This is a genomic window from Bacillus cereus group sp. MYBK216-1, assembly GCF_051916495.1.
GTDB lineage: Bacteria > Bacillota > Bacilli > Bacillales > Bacillaceae_G > Bacillus_A > Bacillus_A thuringiensis_K.
The window spans coordinates 227,272-244,369 of record NZ_JBQAGT010000006.1; the positions used below are offsets into that span (position 1 = coordinate 227,272).

The following is a 17,098-nucleotide window of genomic DNA, read 5'->3' on the forward strand; positions in this document are numbered from 1 at the left end:
GAAAAAATACAATTTCGTATACAAAGTACTTGGTACTGTTTGCCTTAATTTACACTTAAGAACAGCTCTTTTAATGGGGAAATTGTTTTTTGTCTAGTAGATATTCACAATGAAAATAGACATATTCACTGCCTTCGGCAACTGCTCTAAAAGGTGTAGCTCTATATCAATGTCAAGTTGATAATGCCAAGAGAATATAAGGGAGTGTGCTTTCTATAAATTTTTGTTACTAAACTAAAAATGTATATAACCTGTAGGAAGAGCATTATCAAGTTAAACATGTTCAATTTTTAACTATATATTATTTATATATTTAAATGAAGTAGAATAATAAGAAAGGACATGCACACTACATATTTCTCTTTCGTGAGGGAATGGTATGTATATAACAATTCAAAAATAAAGGAGAGCATCTGCATGAATAATAAGATGTTTAAGGCTATCAATCGTCTAGCTGGTCGTAACTCAACATTGGATACATTTATGATATTTATTTCACAAAAGACTCGATTCCTGTACATTTTCTTATTAGCCTTAATGTGGTTTAGAAACAATTCCTACAAAAAAATTATTTTATTTGCAGGGGTATCAGTAGGGTTCGCATTATTTATAAACCGCTTTATCCAGCTCTTTTATTTTAAGCCTCGTCCATTTGTTATACATCGTGTGCGTTTACTTATCCCATCAAAGAATAATTCCTCATTTCCTAGTAAACATACAGTCGTAGCATTTGCCTTAGCAACCTCCGTCTTACTTCGTGAACGTTTATTCGGCTCAATCATGTGGTTCTTAGCAATTTTGACAGGTTTTTCACGTATCTGGCTAGGACATCATTATCCATTTGATATCATAGGAAGTGCCTTCATAGGAATCTTAACCAGTATAGCTATTGGCAATACTACATATTTATTTAATTCTTTTGTTACCTGGATTATAAATGTATATAGAAAATTAATTTTTTGGGATTTGAAACATTCCTGACGATATCTTTGATAAATCACAGCACATAATTTTGTACATTTTTTACTAAAGTTACTCTTCTTTGAAATACATTTTGCGGTAAACTCACAAATATCTAGGAAATCCCTTAATAATTGAATTTGATTCTAATTTGATACAAAGGAAAAAATGTTAGCATATTCTTTTTCTTTAAGTAGAAGATAATAGCATAAATATTTCTCTGAAAGGAGCAATAATCACTTGAAGAAAAGAAAATATTTACTTGCTATCATGTCTACTATTTTATCTGTAGGTTTCTTGTGCGGTTGCAATGGCGTTGATGAGAATGAGCCAGATCCAACTGAAGAACCTTCTGAAGAAATTCAAGAAAAGAATAATCAATAACAGGTTAATGTTAAGATTATCATTGGATTAGAGCAGATTCTTACATTTAAGAGAACCTAATTAAAGTAGAACAACATAAGGTAATCCAATAGAATAAAACAAGAAAAAACCTCTTATACCTTATTTTATTAGATATGGTACAAGAGGTATTTTCTGTTTATAGGTACATTTCAGAAATTTATACAGTTACTTCTTATTCCCTAAAAATTGTCACTGTAACCAGGTCACTTGCCTTTTCAAAATACTCATGCTAAGCATCCTGATTTTAAAACAAAAAGTTTACTTTCTATATAAACTAATCCCGTAACCAACTAGGAAATCAAAATCTAACCGTTGTCTTCATTAGTCAAGTAACCGTAATTAAAACTAGCTCCCTGCTTACTTATTATTGAGTAATAAGAATACTTAAGTAGTTTGAAGTAAATATTATAACTGTTACAAATCAAAAGGAGGTCATTATAATGAACAAACAAAGAGCAAAAGAGATTGCCGCTTCACCAGTCATGGCTAATGTAACGTATAATGGAGTTCCAATTTATATTCAAAATGTGACTGAAAATAATGAAACAGCCAGAATTTATCCTCTTAATGAACCAGAGAATGAACAAGAAATTCCTTTATCCAACTTAATAGAACATTAATTGGTTACATGTTACCTCAATAAATAATTACTCAAACATACAAACATCATTGTAAGTGGTGCTTGTATGTTTGAGTAATCTTATTTTCTATTTTCTTCTAGCTAATTAGGTTAATAAGGATAAAAAACATTTTTGATTGGTGGTTACAATCCTCTTTAATAAAGCAGCAAAAAACTACCAAAATTATAGTGGCATTTACTACATAAATGACTTATTTAAATTAGTGATAACAATGGACCTCCAACGGCACCAGTAAAAAGGCAAAAACATGCCTCACTAGTTTATGAAGCGCTCAAGCAAGCTTAAATTCCCTTTCATTAAATTCAAAAGATGAAGAAGTAAAACGTGTATGTCATGTATGTTAGAAATGAACAGCGTCACTGCTGATTTAAAGGATAGAGTTTCCGTATTAGAACGTGAAGAACCTTAATATAAAGAGCTTTAAGTAAACTGGAGGAAATTACCATGTCTCACCTACCCGAATGGACACTTGTCATTCTCCGCTCTGTATTCATATTAATTGTTTTATTTACTATCACAAAATGGTTAGGAAAAAGGCAAATCTCTCAGCTTTCCTTTTTCGAGTACATAGCTGGAATGACAATAGGTGGTATCGCCGCTCAAATATCTACAGGGCTAGACCAAAAATTTTTCCATGGCGTCTTTGCAATACTTATTTTCGCTTCGGTACCTTTTTTCGTAGGAATTCTTTCCTTAAAAAACAAAGCCGCGAGAGATTTCTTTGAAGGTAAGTCTACAGTTTTAATAAAGGATGGCAAAATACTTGAGGATAATTTAAAGAAAGAAAAGTATACCAGTGATGAATTACTTGAACTTCTCAGAGGAAACGGGGCCTTTAGTATATCCGAAGTAGAATTTGCCGTCTTAGAACCAAGCGGAGGATTAAATGTATTATTAAAGAAAGAATCTCAACCACTTACAGCAAAAGATATTGGCTTGAAAGTACCAAATAAAAAGGAACCACAAACTGTTATTATGGATGGAAATGTATTAGATGAACCTCTTTCAGCTAGTGGGCATAACCGCGCTTGGTTACATTCTGAACTAGAAAAAATGGGTGTTGTCATTGAAAATGTCTTTCTCGGTCAAGTTGATTCATACGGACAACTTACTATCGACATTTATAATGATAAACTCCAAATGCCTTCTCCTCAAAACAAACCTTTATTACTAGCATCTTTAAAAAAATGCCATGCTGATCTTGAACTATTTTCTTTAGAAACGAAATCAAAAACGGCAAGTGAAATGTATAGTAAAAATGCACAGCAAATTGAAGTTATTTTAAACAAGGTAACCTACCTTCTAAAGGAATAAAAAAGGACGTTCTCACAAGCGTCCTTTTCTCAGAGCGTCGGAAAACCCTTTAGGGGTTTCCCAACACTCTGACATCTTTGTAGATTTTAGCGAATGAAAACAATAAATGAGGATGGATTTGGGCTTCTTTACTAGGATTAGGAACCGTTTTAGGTTTATTAGCAACGCGCGTAATTCAAATATGACAAGATCTAGCCAACAATCCTGGAAAGACTTCACCTTGAAGTAAATAGGTATTAGTCATTAACTTAATGAATTCAGACTGTGTAAGATAATTGTTTGGATTCTTTAATACCTTGAGAACTGAATCATTTTTAATTTCCTTACCGTCTTTATCTTCCACAACAATCTCAGCCAACATCATTTGATTACTTATATCTTGTAGTAATTCATAAACATCACTAGATTCCAAGATATTATCATCGCCTGCATATCTACCACCATATCGAACAGTATTATTAAAAATATATTCGAACAAACCTCGCTTTTCAGCTTGTTTAAATAAAAAATTTGAAAATCTGTCCCTTAAACCCAATTTCTCACCGCCTTTCAATTAACGAACGTTTCCGGATCCGTTAAAGTAGCTTTGTTCATATTTTAAATTTAACCTTTGCTATGCATGTTAGACAATTATGCATGGACAATTTCCCAAAAAGTATACAGCTAAATATAATATTGTGGAAAACAAGATTAAGATAAGGAGTGATTGTCTTTGTACCGTCAGTATTGTTATAAAGTCCCTTATACCTATGCCCAATGTATGGCGGATTGCACACCTGGAGCTCCAGGTTTCGAATATGAATGTCGGCCTATATGTTGGCAGTATAAAACAAGACCTTGGTATATACAATGTACAAGACCTACAGCATATACATCTTATGGCATGAACCAAACTGTACCTTATAATCCACAGCCATCTTTTTCTCCCTATTCCTATCCTGGAACGATGTACGTAGATTCGCATAGTACCCCTTCCCCTTCAAATGATCCTTGTATGAAAGAATGTGCAAAAGGTGGAAGTAGTCCTTTAGATTGTTGCTATTACTGCGGATGGTGCTAACAGATATTCCTAGAGCCAAAAAGAGCTTTGGGCATCAGGTAGGCATTGTATCATATTAAAAAAACCCATCTTATCTAAGTTGGGTTTCTTATTTCATCCAATGTAACTAATACATATATTGTTGTATTGAGTTTTAAGAGGAAACCGTCTGTTTTAGTTGGCATTCACCCAATTATGCATAGACAATTATCCAAAAATATACAGATGAATAAAATATCGAGAAAAATATGATTAAGATAAGGAGTGATAGACCTTGTATTATCATCCATCTTCACCTTCAAGTTCACAGCAATATTATTATCCCTCTCATCGCTCAATGACTACACCTTATAAGCCACAATCAAATTTATATCATAATAAAGCGACAATGAAGTTATTTATGTTTAAAAGTTTAAAAAAGTATAACCCCGTTCTATAATTAGGACGAGGTTATACTTAAAATCGTATAATTTTTGATGTAAGATATTCACTACCAAAAAATATAACAATAAATTCGTTTAAAAATGACTTCTTTGGCTCTTATATATATTTCTTCTTGAGCGTTTATACATTTTCATTGTAACTAACCAGCTAGTAATTGTGATTCCTGCAAAAATTAATAGCAAATTACTATACAAATGAGTGGACAGATCAGCATTTATAGGTAATAATTTTCGATTTAGCAAATGTATCGATAATAATCCACCTACAATCGCAATACCCATTCCTTCTGATAAAAAGCTTGTAAAATTAAGCAAACTCATTCCAGCACCTTTTTCATTTTGTTCCAAACTACTTGAAACGATGGTAGAGATGACTGTTTTCGTAAAAGAAAGCCCGCCAAAAACAAAAATTACTATAATTGTTGTGACCCAAGGCGTTGTTTCTATAAAAAGGGCAGCTACTAAAAAGCTTATAGAAAGAAATGCAACTCCAGTTGCCAATACAAATAGAGAACCTTTCTTATCAACAAGCACTCCCCCAATATAACCGAAAACAATAACACTCATTGCTCCAGGAAAAATAATCCCACTTCCAATTGTGGCAGTACTTAATTGGTAGACATCTCTCATCATATAAGGAACCATAGAAAGAAATCCTGCTACAGTTCCCAATATAAGTCCTCCACAAATGATTCCAATCATAAATGATATATTTTTTCCTAGCGAAGGATTAACAAAAGGATTAGACACTTTCCTAATATGTTTAACAAATATCAAGAAACATATAATGCTAACAACTAGAAAGGAAATTCTATAAGATGTCGTAAATATTATAAAAAATACAATACCTACGGACATATATATTATTCCTTTAACATCAATACTTCCTTTTATTACATCTTCCTGTTTCAATAATTTTGCAAGAAATGGAACAGTGATAATCGTTACAACAGGCAAAAGCAGTATATAAGACCAATGAGCATATTCGGCAATTACTCCACCAACAGATGGTCCGACACCTTCTCCCATTGCTACAATGGACCCAATAAGACCAAATGCTTTACCGCTATTTTCTTTTGGAATATAACGCGCAACAACAACCATTACAAGTGCTGGAAATGCAGCTGCGCCAGCTCCCTGAATAAACCGTGCTAAAATAAGTACAGAAAAGAATGAGTGTCCAACAAACCCAATAACTGATCCAAAGCAATTCACTATAATTCCAAATAAGAGTAGCTTTTTGATGCCTAACTGATCTGATAACTTTCCATATACAGCTGTTCCTATAGAAAAAGTTAATATGAACGCTGTGTTTATCCAGTTTATACTTGCTGGCTCCTTATTAAAATCACTAGCAATATCAGGTAATGAAACATTCAAAACCATTTCGTTTAAAACACTGAAAAAAAGAAAGAACACAGAGCCATAATAAAATTTGATTATGGCGTAATATTGAATGTGAATGAGATGAATTCACACTTTACCCTCCAATAATAAGGGTAGACGTAGTTTATAGGGTCATTGATACGCTTTCCCTCTTTAAATGTACCCAATTATATTTATTGCACTTCATAAATAATTCCTCCCCAAAAATAATTTATATATTATATCACACATATATAATTTAAAATAAACCATATTCTACAATACGTTGTGCATAGTTAATAAATTAATCCGACAATCCGGAAATTACATATTTGAGCATAAAGAAATAAAATTCCTTAAATAGAAGCAGGTTGAGGTTCTTGAGAATCAAGCTCATTTTGAAGCTGTGGCAAAGATGATTGAACAAAACAATTTAATTCTTTTAGAACAGATGAAAGCTCTACAGCTAATTCAGAAATAACAAACTTATGATTGATTAATTCTACATATGCTTCCATAAATATTGTATCTTTATTTATACCATCAGCCTCTGTTTTTACAGGGGCTTTTGTTATGCGTTGATTCATATTTTGAATTTGAATGGTTTCTTTCACATGTACGAATAGATCTTCTAATAAACCTGGTGTAGACTCTAACTCCTGCTTTTCAATTTCTTCTGTAACAGCACTTATAAATTCCCATAGTACCTTTGCACCTAGTAGTTCCGCTAATCGTTTTTCACGCATTTCAAATGTTTTCATATTCATATTAAACACTTCCTCTTCTGTATTTTTTACTATTAATTGGACTATCTAAATTATGATGGAACAGCTATATTGGCAATCAAATTCTCTACCTCCATCATCGTAAACTATAGTTTACAAGAGGAGCTAAAAATAGATTCCACGCTTGTTCCTAAAACTTTTGCTATTTTTATAGCTAACTTAACGTTAGGTTGTTTTTTATTATTCTCTATCTCAGAAATATAAGTGCGCGATAAACCAACTTTTGCCGCTAACTTTTCTTGTGATATTAGTTTTTCTTTCCTTAATTCAGCTATCTTATTCATTGCTCTACTCCTCTCCACTTATGTATTCATATGATTACAAAACAATTGTAAACCATAGTTTACTTAATCGTCAACAATGTTTTACATGTTTTTTCTCTATTTTAGTTTCTTTTTGTAAATTATTGTTTACAATTGTACTAGGAGGATTATATATGAAGAAAACTCTTGGTGAAATTATAAAAAATTATCGTTTAACAAATAAACTATCCTTACGCGAGTTTGCTCAAAAATGTGATGTTAGTCATACTTATATAGACAAACTTGAAAAAGGTGTAGATTCAAGAACTGGAAAACCTGTAGAACCCACACTTTTAGTAATAGAAAAGATATCAAATGCCATGAATATAAGCACAAAATCCTTATTAGAAGCAATAGGATTCATTACAAGAGATAATATTGAGGTAACTAATACAGAATTAGAACAGTGGTTTAAAGCTATTAAAAGTGCTTCTCCTCAAAAGCAGGAGGAATTAAAGAAGTTTTGGGAGTTTTTAATACAAAAGGAAGACTAAATTAACTAAAAGGCCTCCACCTTGATAGGCTGGAGGTCTTGAGTTCGAGCCTCTCCGGGGTCATATGAAAACCCCCTTGATAGTCAAGGGGGTTCTATTTTATATTTATTAATTTTAAAGCCGTCACAGACTCTCTGAATTTGATTCTAATTTGCTTTTCAACATAGAAAATCCTACAGGTTATTAACTTTCAAAATCTCTACTGTACTAATAAATTATTAACATTAGAGGCTTACTTATTACACTGTATACCAATGTTTCTTTCATTGTGACATAATAATTTTTGTATATTAAGAATAAAATCGAATAATTTCATATCAAAATTTAAATTACTTCACTCAAGAATTAAAATAAAGATAAAACTTATTTCTGTACAATAAGTATATACTCCTGCATCATTGTTTGAATTTGTTCATTTCTATTAATTGTTGAATTTATATGATATGGTAATCTTTTAAATGAATATTCTCTTGTTAAATCTGTAATTTTTTGGTACCCTATGTTTATAAACCAGTCATTTAGAATTTCCATCATGTTAATATTTATTTTACCTAGTACCGTTCTATGACCTACAATCCAAGCTTGTACTCCTTTATCTCTTAAAACTTCATTTGTCCTAAGAACTACTTGATACAAATCTTTAAAAAAGTTTAATACTTCTTCTTTTCTCCTTGAAACTGATTTAATTTTTCTTTTTATAGTTTCCATTACAGAAGGAAGAATTTCCTCTAATGTATTTAATGCCTCTAACTTACTTTTTTTATTAGCGGCGAAAAGTTTATCAAAAAATTCATTGGTTTCTTCTATACTAAAAGTTCTAACTTCTTTTATTGTATACGAGGCTTCCCCATTAAAATGTCTATAACTTCTTAATCGAATTCTTTCTCTTATTAGCTCGAGTAAATCTGCTCTAATATCCCCTAACGCAATATCTTTCCCCTCAAATATTGTGTTTTGAATCTCCACTAAATTTTTTTTCATTTTTTGCAATTGAGCTAATTCATTATCTATTACATTATCCATTTTCAAGACCAATTCTCTTAAATTTTTCGATTTATCAATTATTATATCATCAGTTACTTCAAATTCCGATTTTTTCCCTCCTAATAGGTACTCATCACAGTTTTCCGAGTAAACTTTAATATTTAAATGTTCATTCATTAAATCTGACATCCATTGAAGTGATAATCTAGAAAACTGCCCATATGCCACTGTACTACGAGAGTCACCATATGGTGGAGATGTTAAAATAAAATCTACTTTTTTATCCTTTAAGAACTTAAGATGCTTAGCATTATCCAATTCTATAGTACTATGCACATTATTTTTATATACATTTCTAGTTATCTCTAGCATATTAATAATATTATTCACATTATTAATAAATATATCAATCGAATTAATACTAAATTTTTCTATATCACTAGGTGACATTCGATAAAGTTTAAATTCACTATTTCGAGACAGAGAGGACATCCTTATTGTAGAACTAAATGCAGTACATAATATTAGAGCATATTCTTCTCTAATATCTAAGCTTCTTTTAATTAAAAATTCACTAATACTACTCTTCAGATAAGAAAGTTCTCTAATATTTTTTTTCTTAAACCAATATTCTATATTTTGGAATGATACCATATTTATATTTTCAGCATTATCATATCCATCTTGTAAATGCATTAAAAAATCTTTTATAGTTTTCATAGTAGAAATTGGGTTAGTGAGATTTAGTACTTTAGTACGTGATAATAAAATTGCTAAAGGGTTTAAATCAGATCCGTAAAAATCTATTCCCATATATTTTGCTTCTACAGCTGTTGTACCACTTCCTACAAATGGATCTAATACACTATTTACTTTATATTGATTACTAATATTTTCAAGTAAATCAAATATCATATTGGGCACAGCTTTTGCTGGATAGGAATGTACATTGCTGGTAGAGGAAAGAAATGATGCATAGTTATTCTCGCCAGAGTAATCTAAATTCAATTCTCCCCAAATTAATTTTTCCTTTTTGTTTTTACTTTCTTTCACTTAATTTCCACCTCAAAATACAATAAATTTCAAATCCATAATGAAGCCGCATACCTTAAAAAAGTATGCGGCCATTTATAAATTATATATCAATTCTTTTTGTAACACCATGGCTTTTATTGTAAGTTATACTATTCGTACCTAAAATAAGAATTCTATACTATCTTAACGGTGTTTTTTCCAAACCAATTCTACTTAAATTAGTTATATTATTTTGAACTACATTCAAAGCCACCGATTTTTCCAACCTTCCAATTCTTTTGATTTCAAATTTAGAATCTTCAAAATTCAATTTAATACTGTATTTTAAGCCAGCTAATATCGGCAATAAATCATTTCCACCATCTTCTATTGTTTCTTTTTTTATAGCATTTCCTAAATAAGATTCTAGTGTTTTTACTTCATCAATCCATGGATGTATTGTTTCAGTCAAATATTTTAAAGAATGATAACTTTTAAATGGTATTGCCATATTCAAGATTTGTTTTTCTAAAATAGCTTCTCCTGTAGAAGTGAAAGTACATAAATCTAAAATTTTCCCATTCAATGTGAAAATTTTATTTGTAGCGCTTAATACATAAGGTTTTCCATCCTCTAATATTATTGGCCATATAGAGCTATCACTAGCAATCATACCCTTTTTTTCATTATCATCCATTTCTTCAATTCTTTTACTATTATAGAAACTAAGAACAACTGATTCTTTTTTTCTTTCTATTTTATCTGTAATTTTATTACTAAACCTTATCGGTAAGTCACAGCTAGCAGATATTAAAATTGCATACTGCTCTTCAGCAACATCGTGCAATTTTATTTTAAAAATATCCCCTGTAGTTATATTTTCATATAGTTCGTTAATTCCATACTCCACTAAATTAAACTTTGCAACCGTACTATGAATGCCTTCTTCTATTCGTCCAAAAGTTTCTTTTTTATTGAACTTCATTACATTCTGATCGCCTATTTTGTTTACTAACATCTCATCTTTAGCACTGGCTACACTCATTACATTCTTCATAATTTCTTTATATTTATGGCCTTCTTCTACTATTTGTTCAAACTCAATTCCTCGATAGATACTTTCATGAGTTCTATTTAAAATATCAAGGAATCTTTCTCCTTCAATAAACGAATCTTGAAGAAGTACATTGAACTTTTCTTCTGTTAAATTAATTAATTCAGTTGCTGCCCTCTGAGTAAATAATACTTTTGATTCTAAAAAATCATGTAAAGAATATCCAAATGCCGCTTTTTCAATAGTTTCTAATAATTCTTTAACTAAGTGATGTTCACTAGGTGTTTTATTAATTCCCCATAACTGATAAGCTAAGAGATATTTATATTGCGCTTCTGTAATTTCTTTCCTATCATCTTTTAAAGCCTCTGGATTATTCTTCAAATAGTCATTAATGTACGCAACCTTAGAATCATGTTGCTTATATCTATTCAAATCCTCATGTGAATAAACAATCGCTAAATCAAAATAATCTGCTCGATTTTTTTTCAACAATCTAATAACATCAATTACTGAATCCTCAGCAAGACCTACACTTTTCATATTCATATCAATCAAGAATAGTATTCTACCATCTAGTTTTACTAGTTCTTCATAATTTGGCTTACTATCCTTCTTAAATACAATACCCAGTTCTTTTGAAATACTACTTATTAAATTATCTAGATTTTCCAGTGGTTTAATAACCTTTTTGACACTAAAAACTTCTTCAATTTTCTCTTTTAAATTTGATAAATTACTAGGTAATTCTTTATCAATTAAATCTTCAACAGTGTCTATTTCATTTTCATCTAAAAGATCCAGCTCCTCATCACTTACCTCTATTGCGAATTGACTGGCTAATTCTTCTACATCTAATTGTAAGTAACTTTCAATTGCATCAGTATATGTACCTTTTGCAACTTCAGTCCATTCATCATCAATGGATACAATATGTGTAATTCCTAATCTCTGTAACCATTTCTTAAATTTATTAACATCTAATTCAAAGCTGCCTTCAATACCAGATTGTTCTTGTTTCAAAGATGACTGTGACACCCTTCTTCCCCCTACTTATAAGCCTTGAAAACTAACCCTTAATTTATAATAGTTCCCTGTGCTATTTTTTTCTTTTTCAACTATTTCAATATTTCCATTCAAAGATCTGACTAATTCTTTTACAATATATAACCCGAGTCCACGTCCATCAGGTTTCATACTCTCGTACGGGTCAAATATTTTTTTTACTATATCTGGGTGAAAACCTGGCCCAGAGTCCCATATTATTATAGAGTTACGATAATTATCCAATTCAAATTGAATTATTTTTACTTCTTCTATAACTTGATTAACCCAATAAAGAGAATTAAGGAAAATATTATCAAATATCGTTACTAATATTCCTTTATTTGCCTTTATAGAAAAATCTTCTCCTTTTATATTAACCTTAATTTTTGATTTCCACGCTTTTTGTGACATCGGTCCATCATTTTGGTACAAATCAATTAATAAAGATTTTATTGGAATCGTAGTCAAGATAGCCCGATTTTTACGGTATGTAGGTTCAAGATGCTGTAACTGCATCTGTAAAAAAGAAACTTCATGTAGTATTCCATCTTGGAATTGACTTATTTTATTCATATTAAAAGTATCTGTATTTGCAATATTTGATAGCATTCGCTTACTATCCCTAGCGTAGTTACTTATACTATTTTCTATTTTATTAAGTTCGTGTGTTAGGGATTCAACTATAATTCCTTGTCCAGCTAAACCCACTAATGATTTTAACTGAGCAATTTCTTGTTGATATCTAAATTTTTCTTGTTTATTGAAATCATCTTCTTTTATTACACTATCTTTCAAAATTTTAAGGCTCTGAGAAATTTTTTCATAAGAATCAATAGACTTAGGATTAGATAAATCTCTAAAATTATCTGCTTCATTTTCTAAAGAGCTTATTAATTCTTTTTTTTCTTTCAAATTAATTTTGGCACGTTTAGCAATTATATTTTGATCACGTGTCTTTATCTCATTGGCACTTTTATCAAAAGGTAAAATATTAAACCCTTCTCTTAGTTTCATATCTTCTCGGACTACAAACTCAGCAACCATTCCTTCTACAATTTTAAAGAAGTTTGCACCATATTCATCTTCAATTAATCCCTGGCGATTTGTCTGTTCCTGTAAACCATCACTAGTGAGACTATCTAAATCAATATAACCAGAAACTGTATGTGGCTTATATATATTAGCTTTCATCCTTTGAGAACGATGCCCAAATTTTAGCCAATCTAAATCCGGACCATACGGAGGGATTCTAAAATCATTTTTAAATAGGTAAACACCATTAGCAGCATCAAGTACTGACCTAATTTCTTTTATGGTACTAAAAGGATACGCATGTTCATTTAATATTTCTTTATGATCGTTTAAGGCCCCAGCTGATTTATCCGATACATATAATCTCCCATAAAAATCTCCAGGGTATGCCGATATTTTTTTATTTAGCTTTGTATTATAATAAGTTTGAAATTTAATTTCTGCTAAGTAAGGGTATTTTTCTTTAAAATTAGACAACAAATTAATATTCCCTATAATTTTCTTCTCTTTATAAGTTTTCAAAACCTTGTGGTCTTCAAATCCATCATTCTTCATTTGATTAATCGTAGATTCCTTTAAACGCTCAATATATCTTTTTTTATTTATAATTTCTATACTTAATATCCAATCTTTTAAAGAAAATTCTACTTCTACATCACTAGCCAGTGATAATAACTCTTCGTCTATTCCACTATTAGAAATCTTTTCATCGTCAATCTCCAAATTTATGTTAAATCTTTGTTTTTTATTTTGTATAAATGGATTAACCATACCAAATATTTCACTTTTAATTTTAGTTTGCATTCTCCTATCCAATTTCCAAAAATCTATATTTCTTATACCCTCTATAATTAGCACCGTACCTTGCTTGACATTCGGGTTATTTTTATATTCAACGGAAGCATTAATATTAGATAAATCAAGATTTTTTTTATCATCTTTAAAATCTAACCAGTTTATCTCCACCTTGTATTCGTTATATCGTTCATATATTTCAATATCTTTCTCAGTTACTAATTCCGATATTCTATCTATCCTCGGCGACGTATACATAGTCATGTGATGGCCTAACCGTTGAATTGATAATCGACCAAGCCCCTTATTCCCTAGAGTTCTTCGTTTAAAATAGGGGGAAAATTTCTCTATTTTCTTAAAATTACTGGATATCCTAAGAAAAGCATTTTGAATTATCGATGGTACCATTCCATTTCCATTATCGCTAATAGTAATCCTACCTCGTCCATGCTTCGTTTCAACTTTTGTATCCACGTTAACATTAACTCTTCTACAATCTGCATCATAAGAATTTTTTATTAATTCACGTAATGCAACAAATTCATCAGAAATCAACTCTTCCCCCAACTGATAAATAACTCGCGCGGAAACAGTAATTGGCATTTTAAATTTTTCTGCGTGATCTATAATATTCATATATTTTCTTCACCCCCGTAAAAAATTAACTACAATCTTTTTATATAGCAAAATTAAGTTGTTAATATTTTCTATATAAGTATTTATAATTAGGATAAAATAATTATTTTTATTAATCAATAATTATTTAAGACTTATAAATAATCATTAATCCTATAGATTTATCCTCTGAGTAACTATAATGAATAAAATCATTTTTCATTGAAAAAATAGAGTTTATAAAGATATTTAGATTTGTTTCTCAATTACTTAAATATACATGAATACAAGATAAATAATTCAACATTCAGTAAATAATACCCCATCAAATTTTATTTATTTTAATTACATATGAGAAATATCAAATATGAAAATGAATACATTATATCATAATAATATATAAATACAAGGTCTATTATATCTCTTTAATATAAAGAACTTGCGAGTATATTCTATTTCTATAAATAATACTCCCAGAAATCACAATTTTATTTCATATCTATTCTCTCTAAAGACAGATATCATTAATACCCTAAAACATTCAACTAAATAGATAAAAAGTGTTTATTCTAAACTGGGTATTATTAAACATAAAAATAAATATCCAATGACTAAAAATCTATGTAATTAAAATCTATGTAATATTGTCAGTTGAAGGTTTTTTTTCGGTAAATATCCATAAAAGTTATATACTCGAATTATCGAATGAATATTAGAAAAACAAGGGAGGTGGAACTTTAAAACAAACTATACTGTTTAGCTTTTAAGCTAAAATTTATTCAAAATTGATCATTAGAATATTTAACAATTTATTGGTACAAATCAATTATCGTATAAAAAATAATTCATATAGCAATTTTCTAATCAAAACCTATACTTTATCCATATATTTTCATATAATTAAGCTAGAAAAATAAGGAAGGAGATTTTTAAAAATGGATAAAAACGCTAAAATAATTTCTATTATAAACTATAAAGGCGGAGTTGGGAAAACAACTAGCACTTTTAATATTGGAGTAGGTTTGAAACATTTAGCCAATAAAAAAGTTCTATTAATTGATCTTGACCCTCAATGCTCACTGAGTACCATATGTCTAAAAGCTCTTACACGTAGAACTGGGGAAATTAACAACTTGAAAAATTTACCTATTGAACGAACTATTAACTTTGTAATTAAGAAATACTTAGAACAAACAATTACAGGAGATAAACCTATTTTAAATCTTGGAGATTTAATTATTAAAAATTTCTACAAGGGTAAAAAATATAATTTAGATAACATTGATGTTATTTGTGCCACTATGTTTGACGATACCTCAAGTAATTATTATAAAGGGTTAGATGACCTTGAAATTGAAATCGCTTCCTATCACTTCGGAGACAAGACTAGATTACAACAACTTACTTTATTCTCTCGATTCTTTAGTGATACAAATATAATGAACGAGTATGACTTTATACTTTTTGATTGTCCTCCTGCAAATAATCTAATTACTCAAAACGCTCTTATGATTTCAGATTACTACTTAATTCCAACTATAATGGATGAAATGAGCTCTAATGGCATTTTTCATTTTAACAGTTTAATACAAAATACTTTACTTAATGGATTTAAACAACAATACTCAACCGAATTACAAACATTTAATGCCCCATTTTTAGATTTTATTAAAGGAAAAGATGCAAAACTTTTAGGGGTATTTGAAACACTTAAGAAAACTCAAGTAGATACAAATCAATACCGCAGAATGATTAATAGAGTTTCTAATCTAACTGATTGTCTTTTTGAAGAGGTAATTTATCATCACAAAGACACTGCAAAATCTGCTGGAAATGGGGTTTCTGCATTCTCCATTGATTTACCTGAGAAAGGAGAATATGCTCCAGACACATGTTATGGTAATTTGATTATTTCAATTTTAAACAAGTTAAATATAGAATTTAATATCGAAAAAGCAAATCAAAGAATAAAAATTTTTTGTTAATGAGGGGGTGATTTAATGAGTTTAAAGTCACTTATCAAAGAGCTCAACTTTACGGCTGTCTTTTTCGATAATATTAATGTTCCATTACAATCGATTGAAGATTTAAAAAAATTAATTAATATTCTAGAAAAAAGTTCTATAAATACTCTAGACGAGTTAGACGTATTGTTAAATAATAAAAAAAATAAAATTGACAAAACTAATCCGCACACTAAATTGGACATTAATTATATAACTTTAATTTTAAAGAAAGAAAATAAAACCCATAAAGAGAAGGCACTTTTAGAAAAATTCTTTGAACAATATCCTAATCTTAAAGATATAGAAACCTTGTCTACAGAAGATTTATTTCATGTACTGAACAAATCGAAAGTGAACAATTGGAAAAAAGACGAACTAAAGTTTATCCTTTTTTTCTATTTTAATATACCTGTTAAAGAAAATGAAACAAAAGAGGACTTATATAATATGATTAAGGATTTCACTTTACAGTTAAATCATATACAAAGCTTCAATCAAAAAAATATGTAATTATTTAACAAAAATAATACCCTATATAAAAAGAATGCAAATTTAAAATCTGCATTCTTTTTATATAGGGTATTAATATATCCACTTCACATTTTCTTTATTTCTTATTCTTTATTGGACGCCTTAAAAATTAATTAATTTTAACTCGCGAATCAAATAATTTTTTCGTTAATTATTCTTTTCTTTATTAATAAACTCTTTTAAGTTAATTTAGAATTTAATGTTTTCAACCTAATTCAATAGTTAATGAATTAAATACTTTATTTTAATACTATCCACTAGATATTTAAAAA

13 protein-coding genes and 3 pseudogenes are annotated in these 17,098 nt (G+C 29.6%); 8 read left to right on the plus strand and 8 right to left on the minus strand.

The window, feature by feature from the left end:
• Positions 1-417 precede the first annotated feature (417 nt).
• The 4 genes and pseudogenes from ACTFRH_RS21965 (at position 418) to ACTFRH_RS21980 (ending at position 3,320) form a co-directional block, all read left to right on the plus strand.
• A complete protein-coding gene (locus ACTFRH_RS21965; RefSeq protein ID WP_001060581.1) occupies positions 418-981 on the plus strand; it encodes an undecaprenyl-diphosphatase in 564 nt (187 codons plus the stop codon).
• Positions 982-1,805: 824 nt separating this feature from the next.
• Complete coding sequence (locus ACTFRH_RS21970; RefSeq protein WP_001041679.1) at positions 1,806-1,985, plus strand: small acid-soluble spore protein H; 180 nt, start codon at positions 1,806-1,808, stop codon at positions 1,983-1,985.
• Between the two features lie 263 nt (positions 1,986-2,248).
• Positions 2,249-2,415: pseudogene (locus ACTFRH_RS21975) on the plus strand (DUF1657 domain-containing protein); the annotation flags it as partial.
• A gap of 35 nt (positions 2,416-2,450) precedes the next feature.
• On the plus strand, positions 2,451-3,320 hold the full coding sequence (locus ACTFRH_RS21980) for a DUF421 domain-containing protein (RefSeq protein ID WP_414835622.1): 870 nt from the start codon (positions 2,451-2,453) through the stop codon (positions 3,318-3,320).
• A 178-nt stretch (positions 3,321-3,498) separates the two neighbouring features.
• Here ACTFRH_RS21980 and ACTFRH_RS21985 read toward each other — a convergent pair.
• Positions 3,499-3,855, minus strand: a pseudogene (locus ACTFRH_RS21985) (phage portal protein); the annotation flags it as partial.
• A 177-nt stretch (positions 3,856-4,032) separates the two neighbouring features.
• Here ACTFRH_RS21985 and ACTFRH_RS21990 point away from each other — a divergent pair.
• Positions 4,033-4,380: a hypothetical protein gene (locus ACTFRH_RS21990; protein ID WP_440049326.1), complete on the plus strand. Its 348-nt coding sequence runs from the start codon at positions 4,033-4,035 to the stop codon at positions 4,378-4,380.
• Between the two features lie 497 nt (positions 4,381-4,877).
• Here ACTFRH_RS21990 and tet read toward each other — a convergent pair.
• From tet to ACTFRH_RS22010, 4 genes and pseudogenes are all read right to left on the minus strand, one after another.
• Positions 4,878-6,279 (minus strand): annotated as a pseudogene (gene tet / locus ACTFRH_RS21995) (Tet(L)/Tet(K)/Tet(45) family tetracycline efflux MFS transporter).
• A 33-nt stretch (positions 6,280-6,312) separates the two neighbouring features.
• A complete protein-coding gene (locus ACTFRH_RS22000) occupies positions 6,313-6,375 on the minus strand; it encodes a tetracycline resistance efflux system leader peptide (protein WP_106081929.1) in 63 nt (20 codons plus the stop codon).
• Between the two features lie 148 nt (positions 6,376-6,523).
• Entirely contained in the window at positions 6,524-6,934 is a 411-nt protein-coding gene (locus tag ACTFRH_RS22005; protein WP_001056473.1) for a hypothetical protein, read from the minus strand.
• 104 nt (positions 6,935-7,038) lie between these two features.
• Complete coding sequence (locus ACTFRH_RS22010; RefSeq protein WP_001033046.1) at positions 7,039-7,236, minus strand: helix-turn-helix transcriptional regulator; 198 nt, start codon at positions 7,234-7,236, stop codon at positions 7,039-7,041.
• Positions 7,237-7,388: 152 nt separating this feature from the next.
• On the opposite strand from ACTFRH_RS22010, the gene ACTFRH_RS22015 reads away from it, so the two are divergent.
• Positions 7,389-7,748 carry a helix-turn-helix domain-containing protein gene (locus ACTFRH_RS22015; protein ID WP_000751725.1) on the plus strand — a complete coding sequence of 120 codons (360 nt, stop codon included), beginning with the start codon at positions 7,389-7,391 and terminating at the stop codon, positions 7,746-7,748.
• 363 nt (positions 7,749-8,111) lie between these two features.
• Here ACTFRH_RS22015 and ACTFRH_RS22020 read toward each other — a convergent pair whose 3' ends face one another.
• The 3 genes from ACTFRH_RS22020 to ACTFRH_RS22030 all read right to left on the minus strand — a co-directional run bounded on the left by ACTFRH_RS22020 (position 8,112) and on the right by ACTFRH_RS22030 (position 14,310).
• The gene (locus tag ACTFRH_RS22020) at positions 8,112-9,785 is read right to left on the minus strand and encodes a DNA methyltransferase (protein WP_000665058.1); all 1,674 of its coding nucleotides are present in this window, start codon (positions 9,783-9,785) and stop codon (positions 8,112-8,114) included.
• Positions 9,786-9,945: 160 nt separating this feature from the next.
• Positions 9,946-11,838 carry a hypothetical protein gene (locus tag ACTFRH_RS22025; RefSeq protein WP_440048809.1) on the minus strand — a complete coding sequence of 631 codons (1,893 nt, stop codon included), beginning with the start codon at positions 11,836-11,838 and terminating at the stop codon, positions 9,946-9,948.
• 15 nt (positions 11,839-11,853) lie between these two features.
• Positions 11,854-14,310: an ATP-binding protein gene (locus ACTFRH_RS22030; RefSeq protein ID WP_001021126.1), complete on the minus strand. Its 2,457-nt coding sequence runs from the start codon at positions 14,308-14,310 to the stop codon at positions 11,854-11,856.
• A 914-nt stretch (positions 14,311-15,224) separates the two neighbouring features.
• On the opposite strand from ACTFRH_RS22030, the gene ACTFRH_RS22035 reads away from it, so the two are divergent.
• Both ACTFRH_RS22035 and ACTFRH_RS22040 read left to right on the plus strand, forming a co-directional pair.
• Complete coding sequence (locus ACTFRH_RS22035) at positions 15,225-16,274, plus strand: ParA family protein (protein WP_440048808.1); 1,050 nt, start codon at positions 15,225-15,227, stop codon at positions 16,272-16,274.
• 15 nt (positions 16,275-16,289) lie between these two features.
• On the plus strand, positions 16,290-16,805 hold the full coding sequence (locus ACTFRH_RS22040) for a hypothetical protein (RefSeq protein WP_000054106.1): 516 nt from the start codon (positions 16,290-16,292) through the stop codon (positions 16,803-16,805).
• Positions 16,806-17,098 lie beyond the last annotated feature (293 nt).

What these genes read in the sequence shown, in the direction of transcription:
- ACTFRH_RS21965 (WP_001060581.1), top strand. Translation starts at nt 418, where the DNA reads ATGAATAATAAGATGTTTAAGGCTATCAATCGTCTAGCTGGTCGTAAC.
- ACTFRH_RS21970 (WP_001041679.1), top strand. Translation starts at nt 1,806, where the DNA reads ATGAACAAACAAAGAGCAAAAGAGATTGCCGCTTCACCAGTCATGGCT.
- ACTFRH_RS21980 (WP_414835622.1), top strand. Translation starts at nt 2,451, where the DNA reads ATGTCTCACCTACCCGAATGGACACTTGTCATTCTCCGCTCTGTATTC.
- ACTFRH_RS22005 (WP_001056473.1), bottom strand. Translation starts at nt 6,934, where the DNA reads ATGAATATGAAAACATTTGAAATGCGTGAAAAACGATTAGCGGAACTA.
- ACTFRH_RS22010 (WP_001033046.1), bottom strand. Translation starts at nt 7,236, where the DNA reads ATGAATAAGATAGCTGAATTAAGGAAAGAAAAACTAATATCACAAGAA.
- ACTFRH_RS22015 (WP_000751725.1), top strand. Translation starts at nt 7,389, where the DNA reads ATGAAGAAAACTCTTGGTGAAATTATAAAAAATTATCGTTTAACAAAT.
- ACTFRH_RS22030 (WP_001021126.1), bottom strand. Translation starts at nt 14,310, where the DNA reads ATGAATATTATAGATCACGCAGAAAAATTTAAAATGCCAATTACTGTT.
- ACTFRH_RS22035 (WP_440048808.1), top strand. Translation starts at nt 15,225, where the DNA reads ATGGATAAAAACGCTAAAATAATTTCTATTATAAACTATAAAGGCGGA.
- ACTFRH_RS22040 (WP_000054106.1), top strand. Translation starts at nt 16,290, where the DNA reads ATGAGTTTAAAGTCACTTATCAAAGAGCTCAACTTTACGGCTGTCTTT.